4 protein-coding genes are annotated in these 7,010 nt (G+C 70.2%); all 4 read right to left on the bottom strand.

Going from position 1 to position 7,010, the window contains the following annotated elements; genetic code table 11:
• Nucleotides 1-12: 12 nt before the first annotated feature.
• Complete coding sequence (locus IF655_RS11680; RefSeq protein WP_206775708.1) at nt 13-1,695, bottom strand: hypothetical protein; 1,683 nt, start codon at nt 1,693-1,695, stop codon at nt 13-15.
• 226 nt (nt 1,696-1,921) lie between these two features.
• Nucleotides 1,922-4,051 (bottom strand): 3-hydroxyacyl-CoA dehydrogenase NAD-binding domain-containing protein, encoded by a 2,130-nt coding sequence (locus IF655_RS11685; RefSeq protein WP_199584214.1) that lies wholly within the window; start codon nt 4,049-4,051, stop codon nt 1,922-1,924.
• A complete protein-coding gene (locus tag IF655_RS11690; RefSeq protein WP_199584216.1) occupies nt 4,048-5,265 on the bottom strand; it encodes an acetyl-CoA C-acyltransferase in 1,218 nt (405 codons plus the stop codon). The genes IF655_RS11685 and IF655_RS11690 overlap by 4 nt, the downstream gene beginning before the upstream one ends.
• Before the next feature lie 222 nt (nt 5,266-5,487).
• A complete protein-coding gene (locus tag IF655_RS11695) occupies nt 5,488-6,795 on the bottom strand; it encodes a ribonuclease D (protein ID WP_199584220.1) in 1,308 nt (435 codons plus the stop codon).
• Nucleotides 6,796-7,010 lie beyond the last annotated feature (215 nt).

The following is a 7,010-nucleotide window of genomic DNA, read 5'->3' on the forward strand; positions in this document are numbered from 1 at the left end:
CCTGACATATCGTCAGATCGTGATCGACCCGGCCGACGCCGAGAACAGCGCCCCGCCCGTGCTCATCGAGATGTACATCTCGTACTCGCCGGACGCCGACTCCGGCAGCGTGACGCCCTTGTACCCGGAGCTGGCGAAGTAGCCGTAGTCGTAGGTGCCGTAGTCGCCGCGGCGCACGTGCGGGCGGACGGCGTTCGGGCGGTGGGACTTGCCCAGCCGGAAGGAGTGCGTGGACTTCGCGCCGCGCAGCACCAGGTAGTACACGGCGTGCTGGTGGGAGTCCGCCTCCACGCCGTGCACGAAGAACACGCCCTCCACGTGCAGCGCGCGCTCCTCCAGCCAGCTCTTCTCCAGCGAGAAGACGGTCTCCTGGGAGAAATGGCCGATGACCGCGCGGCGCATGACCCGCACCCGCTTCTCGTCACCGGTGAGCACGATCTCCAGACCGCCGTAGGGGCGCCGGATGTCGAAGGGGCGCCGGGCCACCAGCGGGGTGCGGCGGTCGATGCCCTCCGAGGGGCTGGAGACGCGCACCGAGAGGTCGTAGACCCCGCTCGGTACGCCCCGCAGCGGGATGCCGGCGGGTGCCTCGGGCGCGAAGCCGCCGTCCGCGTAGTCCCGCGCGAAGCCGTCGAACCAGCGGCTGTAGGTGTACTTCGCCTCGGTCGTCGCCAGCGGGAACTCCCACTGCCTGCCGCCGCTTTCGAGGACCAGGGACTTGGTCTCCCGGAACTCGCCGTACGGCGACTCACCGGGTATGAACGCCTCGCCGCTCAGCAGCAGATGGCTGCCGCGCACCTCCTGTTGGGTGAGGACGGCGGTCAGCGCGTCCGAGGTGCGCAGACCGGCCAGATGGCGCCGCCGCTCCTCCTCGTCCACGTGCGGGTCGCCGTTCTCCAGGAAGCCCAGGCGCGGCTCGCCGCCCTCGGCCAGCGCCGCCAGCACCCCCAGGATCAACTGGAGGTTGTAGGCGGAGACTTCACCGTGCTGGCGGACCAGTTCCGAACGGGTCTTGATCAGGTTGAAGTTGTCGCAGGCCCAGAAGTGGTCGAGGTGGGGCGCGATCTCCGTCTCGTACTGCTCGTCCGCCTCGGAGGTGAACAGATAGACGTTGTGCCCCTGGCCGCCGCGCACGCGCAGCATCTCCGGGATCGCCTCGTCCAGGGTGTCGACGTGCTCCTGCGGCATGTCCTCGCCGAGCATGTACCGCCCGGTCACGGCGCGCTCGCGCACGTAACTGCCCACCAGGAACTGGGGAACGACCGTCACGATGTTGCGGTAGCCGTACTTCAGACCGTAGTAGAGCGCCGCGCTGCCGCCCTTGGAGACGCCGAGCAGACTGACCTGATCGCGCGTCAGTCCCCGGCGGGCCATGGTGGATTCGATGAGCCGGTGGACGGAGTCCTCGATGCCGAAGTCCATCGAGCGGCACATGTAGTAGCTGTAGTGGCCGTCGAAGTCGTCCTTGATCCACAGGACGTCGGCGCGCAGCGCGTTCAGCGAACGGCCCGCGAAATGGTAGCCGTTGGGGGCGCCGAGGCCGGAGAAGACCACGACCAGATGACGGACGTCGGCGTCGGCGGCGCGGAAGCGGTACTCGACCGGAACGGCACCCCAGGTGTCGGTCTCGGTGACGACCTTCCGCCGGTCCACGGTGGCGAGATTCGGCGAAAGTTCCGGAAGTGCCGTGTCCATGAAGTGCCTTGCTCGCTTCTGTGAGGAGTGAACCGACTTCCTTACGGAAGCTTGCAAGATTCTAACCAGCCATATCGCCAACATGAACAACTGGTGGGGGAGTTGTGAACGATCGTGAACATCGGGCAAGAGGGGCGGAACCAGGAGGGACGGAACGCGAAAGGGTCCCCGCGTCGCTGCGGGGACCCTTCGTGCTGCTTCGTGCTGCTTCGTGCTGCGGGGAGCGTTACGCGGGCACGCTCGCCACGCCCGGCTCCAGGAACCGCTTGCCGTTCACCCGCTCGGAGACACCCTCACGGTCCAGGTACGGCGTGATGCCGCCCAGGTGGAAGGGCCAGCCGGCGCCGGTGATCAGGCACAGGTCGATGTCCTGCGCCTCGGCGACCACGCCCTCGTCCAGCATGAGGCCGATCTCCTCGGCGACCGCGTCCAGGACACGGGCGCGGACCTGCTCCTCGGTCAGGGCGGTGTCGCCCTGCTTGAGCAGCGCGGCGACCTCGGGGTCCAGCTCCGGCTTGCCGGAGTCGTAGACGTAGAAGCCGCGCTTGCCCGCCTCGACGACCGCCTTGAGGTTCGGGGAGACCGTGAAGCGGTCCGGGTAGGCCCGGTTGAGGGTCTCCGAGACGTGCAGACCGATCGCGGGACCGACCAGCTCCAGGAGCACCAGCGGGGACATCGGCAGACCGAGCGGCTCGACTGCCTTCTCCGCGACCTCGACCGGGGTGCCCTCGTCGATGACGTTCTGGATCTCGCCCATGAAGCGGGTCAGGATGCGGTTGACGACGAACGCCGGGGCGTCCTTCACCAGCACCGCGGTCTTCTTCAGCTTCTTGGCCACCGCGAACGCGGTCGCCAGCGAGGCGTCGTCCGTCTGCTCGCCGCGCACGATCTCAAGGAGCGGCAGGATCGCGACCGGGTTGAAGAAGTGGAAGCCGACGACCCGCTCGGGGTGCTTCAGCTTCGACGCCATCTCCGACACCGACAGCGAGGAGGTGTTGGTGGCGAGGATCGCGTGCGCCGGGGCGACCGCCTCGACCTCCGCGAACACCTTCTGCTTGACGCCCATCTCCTCGAACACGGCTTCAATGATGAAGTCGGCGTCCGCGAAGCCCTCGGCCTTGTCCAGGACACCGGTCACCAGCGCCTTGAGGCGGTTGGCCTTGTCCTGGTGGATACGGCCCTTGCCGAGCAGCTTGTCGATCTCGGCGTGGACGTAGCCCACACCCTTGTCGACGCGCTCCTGGTCGATGTCGGTCAGCACGACCGGCACCTCCAGGCGGCGCAGGAAGAGCAGCGCGAGCTGGGAAGCCATCAGACCGGCGCCCACGACACCGACCTTGGTGACCGGACGCGCCAGCGCCTTGTCCGGCGCACCGGCCGGGCGCTTGCCGCGCTTCTGCACCAGGTTGAACGAGTAGATGCCCGCACGCAGTTCGCCGCCCATGATGAGGTCGGCGAGCGCCTGGTCCTCGGCGTCGAAGCCCTTGTCCAGGTCGCCGTCCTTGGCACCCTCGATGATGTCGAGAGCGCGGTAGGCGGCCGGGGCGGCGCCGTGCACCTTGGAGTCCGCGATGAAGCGGCCCTTGGCGACCGCCTGGTCCCACGCCTCGCCCCGGTCGATCTCCGGGCGCTCGACGACGAGGTCGCCCTTGAGGACCTGCGCGGTCCAGATCAGCGACTGCTCCAGGAAGTCCGCGCCCTCGAACAGCGCGTCCGCGATGCCGAGTTCGAAGACCTGCTTGCCCTTGAGCTGGCGGTTCTGGTTGAGGCTGTTCTCGATGATGACCGAGACGGCCTTGTCGGCGCCGATCAGGTTCGGCAGCAGGGCGCAGCCGCCCCAGCCGGGCACCAGACCGAGGAAGACCTCGGGCAGCGAGAACGCCGGGAGGGACTTGGAGACGGTCCGGTAGGCGCAGTGCAGACCGACCTCGACGCCGCCGCCCATCGCCGCGCCGTTGTAGTACGCGAAGGTCGGCACGGCGAGCGAGGACAGGCGCTTGAAGACCGCGTGGCCGCCCTTGCCGATGGCGAGCGCGTCCTCGTGCTTCTTCAGCAGCTCGACGCCCTTGAGGTCGGCGCCGACCGCGAAGATGAACGGCTTGCCGGTGACGCCGACGCCGACGATCTCGCCGTCCGCCGCCTCCTTCTCGACCTGGTCGATGGCGGTGTTCAGGTTCGCCAGCGACGCCGGACCGAAGGTGGTCGGCTTGGTGTGGTCGAAGCCGTTGTCCAGCGTGATGAGCGCGAAGCGCCCGGCGCCGAACGGCAGCTCGAAGTGGCGTACGTGCGCCGAGGTGACGACCTCGTCAGGGAACAGCTCGGCCGCACCCTTCAACAGCTCGGTGGTGGTGCTCACTTGTCCCCCTCGAAGTTCGGGTTCTCCCAGATGACCGTCGCGCCCATGCCGAAGCCGACGCACATGGTCGTCAGGCCGTAGCGGACCTCGGGGTGCTCCTCGAACTGGCGGGCCAACTGCGTCATCAGACGCACGCCGGAGGAGGCCAGCGGGTGGCCGAAGGCGATGGCGCCGCCGTACTGGTTGACGCGCTCGTCGTCGTCCGCGATGCCGTAGTGCTCCAGGAAGGCGAGCACCTGGACGGCGAACGCCTCGTTGATCTCGAACAGACCGATGTCGGAGATCGACAGACCCGCCTTGGCGAGCGCCTTCTCCGTCGCCGGGATCGGGCCGTAGCCCATGACCTCGGGCTCGACGCCCGCGAAGGCGTACGACACCAGGCGCATCTTGACCGGCAGACCGTGCTCGCGGGCGAACTCCTCGCTCGCGATGAGGGAGGCGGTGGCGCCGTCGTTCAGACCGGCCGCGTTGCCCGCGGTGACCCGGCCGTGCACACGGAACGGCGTCTTCAGACCCGCCAGGTTCTCCAGCGTGGTGCCCGGGCGCATCGGCTCGTCGGCCGTGACCAGACCCCAACCGGTCTCGCCGGCTTCCTCGTTGGTGCGGCGCACCGAGATCGGCACCAGGTCCTGCTGGATCTTGCCGTTGGCGTACGCCTTGGCGGCCTTCTCCTGCGAGCGCACCGCGTACTCGTCGGCGCGCTGCTTGGTGATCGTCGGGTAGCGGTCGTGCAGGTTCTCGGCGGTCATGCCCATGAACAGGGCGGACTCGTCGACCAGCTTCTCGCTCACGAAGCGCGGGTTCGGGTCCACGCCCTCGCCCATGGGGTGGCGGCCCATGTGCTCGACGCCGCCCGCGATCGCCACGTCGTACGCGCCGAAGGCGACCGAGCCGGAGACCGAGGTCACGGCGGTCAGGGCGCCCGCGCACATGCGGTCGATGGAGTAGCCGGGGACCGACTGCGGCAGACCGGCGAGGATGCCCGCCGTCCGGCCCAGGGTCAGACCCTGGTCGCCGATCTGGGTGGTCGCGGCGATCGCGACCTCGTCGATCTTCTGCGGGTCCAGACCGGGGTTGCGGCGCAGCAGCTCCCGGATCGCCTTCACGACCAGGTCGTCCGCGCGGGTCTCGTGGTAGATGCCCTTCGGGCCCGCCTTGCCGAACGGGGTACGGACGCCGTCGACGAAGACGACGTCCCTGACGGTACGAGGCACGATGGCTCTCCTCCAGGGTGCGGGACGCTGAGCGCTTGCTTAAGCCCATGCTACTTATGAGTAACGTAGCTGCACAGCCCGCCCCCGGCTAGCGGTGAACGTCACACCGCCGCTTTCGGTGGACGGCGGTAGCAGGCGAGGGTGAGGTTCTGTCTTTCAGGGGCGCGGGGAACTGCGCGAACGGCCACGGGCGCCCCGCACCCGCCCCACCCGTTACGGCGACTACGCGTCGTTGGTCGACAGCGCCGTCACCAGGACCGGCGTCACCTGCGCGACCTGCCACTCCCGCGCACCGAACCTCCGCAGGACCGCGGAAACGGACTCCTCGCCGACAACCACCGGAGGTTCCCAGCAAAGGCGCCGCACCGTGTCCGGAGAGATCAGGTTCTCCTGGGGCATGTCGAGCCGCTCCGCCAGCGCGGTGACCCCCGCGCGGGCGGCGGAGAGGCGGGCAGCCGCCGCCGGGTCCTTGTCGGCCCAGGCGCGCGGCGGCGGCGGACCGGTCATCTGCTGCCCCTGCTGAGGCAGTTCGGACTCGGAAAGCGCCTTCGCGCGGTCGACCGCCGCCTGCCACTGTTCGAGCTGGCGCCGTCCCATCCGGTGTCCGAAACCGTTCAGCGCGGCGAGCGCGTGCACGTTGGACGGCACCGCCAGCGCCGCCTCCACGATCGCCGCGTCGCTCAGCACCTTGCCCGGCGAGACGTCCCGCCGCTGGGCGATCCGGTCCCGGGTCTCCCACAGCTCGCGGACGACACCGAGCTGACGCCGCCTGCGCACCTTGTGCATGCCGGACGTACGCCGCCAGGGGTCCTTGCGCGGCTCGGCGGGCGGCGCGGCAGCGATCGCGGCGAACTCCTCGAGCGCCCACTCCAGCTTGCCCTGCCGGTCCAGCTCCTTCTCCAGGGCGTCCCGCAGATCCACCAGGAGTTCCACGTCGAGCGCGGCGTAGCGCAGCCAGGGCTCGGGCAGCGGGCGGGTGGACCAGTCGACGGCGGAGTGGCCCTTCTCCAGGACGAAGCCGAGCACGTTCTCGACCATGGCGCCGAGACCCACGCGGGGGAACCCGGCGAGCCGTCCGGCCAGCTCGGTGTCGAAGAGCCGGGTGGGCAGCATGCCTATCTCGCGCAGACAGGGCAGGTCCTGGGTGGCGGCGTGCAGCACCCACTCGACGCCGGACAGCGCCTCGCCGAGCGAGGACAGGTCGGGGCAGCCGACCGGGTCGATCAGCGCGGTGCCCGCGCCCTGGCGGCGCAACTGCACGAGGTAGGCGCGCTGGCCGTAGCGGTAGCCGGAGGCGCGCTCGGCGTCGACGGCGACCGGTCCGGAACCGGCGGCGAACGCGGCGACGACCTCGGCGAGCCCGGCCGCGTCGGCGATCACCGGCGGGATGCCCTCACGGGGCTCCAGGAGCGGGATCGGGGCCCCGGCCAGGGCGGACGCCCCCGTCGCAGAAGATCCGGCGTCGTCCGGAGGGGTGCCTCCGGTGATGCGCAGGGAACTGTCTGCTGCGGTGTCTTGGGCGTCGGTCACATGCCCAGGGTATCCGTATGGCCGCGCCGCTGGCCTGCGCGTTCGGCCGGGCGGCGTGCGGACCGTACAAATCCGGCCGCCGTGTGCGCGCTCCCCGGGCCCGCGCACGCGCCGGCGCCCCCCGGGGGGGGCGGGCGCCCCCCGGGGGCCGGGGGGGGGGGGGGGCGGGGGGGGGGGGGGGGGGGGGGGGGGGGGGGGGGGGGGGGGGGGCGGGG

Source organism: Streptomyces sp. DSM 110735, from assembly GCF_016482685.1.
In the GTDB taxonomy this organism is placed as follows: Bacteria; Actinomycetota; Actinomycetes; order Streptomycetales; family Streptomycetaceae; genus Streptomyces.